Here is a 1,860-nt window from a genome sequence, read left to right as displayed (position 1 = left end):
ACCGCTATCGCAGGCAAGCCAGCTCCCACATTTGATCGGGTTTTGAGGTGTCGGTCAGCTTCGCATAGAGGTTAGAATCCCCGCCTAGCCCAGAGTGTGTACTTATGTCCCAAGAGCTTTCTCCCGAACAGATCCAACAGGCCCTGCAAGGCATCAGCGTGCCGCCTCAACCGCAAATCATGGTGGATTTGCAGATGGAGCAGTACATGCCCGACCCGGACCTGGAAGTGATCGCACGGTTGATCGCCCAGGACCCCGGCCTGTCCGGCGCACTGCTGAAAATCGTCAACTCGCCGTATTACGGCTTGAGCAACAAGATCGCTTCGATCCAGCGCGCGGTGAACCTGCTGGGCAGCCGTTCGATCATCAACCTGATCAACGCGCAGTCGATCAAGGGTGAGATGAGTGACGACACTATCGTCACCCTCAACCGTTTCTGGGACACCGCCCAGGATGTGGCCATGACCTGCCTGACCCTGGCCAAGCGCACCGGTTCGCAAGCCATCGACGAGGCGTATGCCCTGGGCCTGTTCCACGACTGTGGCGTGCCGTTGATGCTCAAGCGCTTTCCCAACTACATGGCAGTGCTGGAAGAGGCTTACGCCAACGCCGGCCCGGATTGTCGCGTGGTCGACACCGAGAACAACGCGTTCAGCACCAACCATGCGGTGGTCGGGTACTACACCGCCAAATCCTGGCGCCTGCCGGAGCATGTGACCGACGCCATCGCCAACCACCACAACGCCCTGGCGATTTTCAGCGATGAGTCATCGCGCAATCCGCAACTGAAAAACCTGCTGGCGATCCTGAAAATGGCCGAGCACATTTGTTCGTCCTACCGCGTGCTGGGCAACCAGGCGGTGGACCATGAGTGGAATGCCATCGGCCATCTGGTGCTGGATTACGTGGGCCTGTCGGACTACGACTTCGAAAGCATGAAATTGTCGATCCGCGAGCTGGGCGCCCACTAAACCTGTCTTCAAGAGGTCCACATGCCCGAGTTACCAGAAGTCGAAACCACCCGCCGCGGGATTGCGCCGCATCTGGAAGGTCAGCGCGTCAGCCGTGTGGTGGTGCGTGAGCGACGCCTGCGCTGGCCGATCCCGGAGGACTTGGATGTGCGGCTGTCCGGGCAGCGCATCGTGCTGGTGGAGCGGCGGGCCAAGTACCTGTTGATCAACGCTGAAGTGGGCACCCTGATCAGCCACTTGGGCATGTCGGGCAACCTGCGCCTGGTGGAGGTCGGCCTGCCGGCGCTCAAGCATGAGCATGTGGACATCGAACTCGAGTCCGGCCTGGCGCTGCGCTACACCGACCCGCGACGCTTCGGGGCGATGCTGTGGAGCCAGGACCCGTACAACCATGAACTGCTGGTTCGCCTCGGGCCGGAGCCTTTGACCGACCTGTTTGATGGCGATCGCCTGTTCAAACTGTCCCGTGGGCGCTCGATGGCGGTGAAACCGTACATCATGGACAACGCGGTGGTGGTGGGCGTGGGCAATATTTATGCGACGGAAGCGCTGTTCGCGGCGGGGATTGACCCGCGCCGAGAGGCCGGCGGCATTTCACGGGCGCGGTACTTGAAGCTGGCGATTGAGATCAAGCGTGTGCTGGCGGCTGCCATCGAACGAGGCGGCACCACGTTGCGCGACTTTATCGGTGGCGATGGGCAACCGGGGTATTTCCAGCAGGAGTTGTTCGTCTACGGCCGGGGCGGTGAGGCGTGCAAAGTCTGCGGGACCGAGTTACGCAATGTGGTGTTGGGGCAGCGGGCGAGTGTGTTTTGCCCCAAATGCCAGAGCTGATTCTGTGTGAGGGCTGATGCCGCCTTCGCGAGCAAGCCCGCTCCCACATTCGACC

Annotated in this window: 2 protein-coding genes; both read left to right on the top strand. The window is 61.3% G+C overall.

Annotation, left to right across the window (positions count from 1 at the left end):
- Positions 1-158: 158 nt before the first annotated feature.
- Positions 159-971, top strand: a complete 813-nt coding sequence (locus tag ACRESD_RS13035) for an HDOD domain-containing protein (RefSeq protein ID WP_431751274.1) — start codon at positions 159-161, stop codon at positions 969-971.
- A 21-nt stretch (positions 972-992) separates the two neighbouring features.
- Positions 993-1,805, top strand: coding sequence for a bifunctional DNA-formamidopyrimidine glycosylase/DNA-(apurinic or apyrimidinic site) lyase (gene mutM, locus ACRESD_RS13030; protein WP_431751273.1), 813 nt, complete (start codon positions 993-995; stop codon positions 1,803-1,805).
- Positions 1,806-1,860 lie beyond the last annotated feature (55 nt).

Origin of the sequence: Pseudomonas sp. (assembly GCF_050739995.1) — a bacterium.
Taxonomy (GTDB): domain Bacteria; phylum Pseudomonadota; class Gammaproteobacteria; order Pseudomonadales; family Pseudomonadaceae; genus Aquipseudomonas.
The sequence above is the reverse complement of the archived record's forward strand: the minus strand, read 5'-3'. Positions and strand labels throughout refer to the sequence as shown.

What these genes read in the sequence shown, in the direction of transcription:
- mutM (WP_431751273.1), top strand. Translation starts at nt 993, where the DNA reads ATGCCCGAGTTACCAGAAGTCGAAACCACCCGCCGCGGGATTGCGCCG.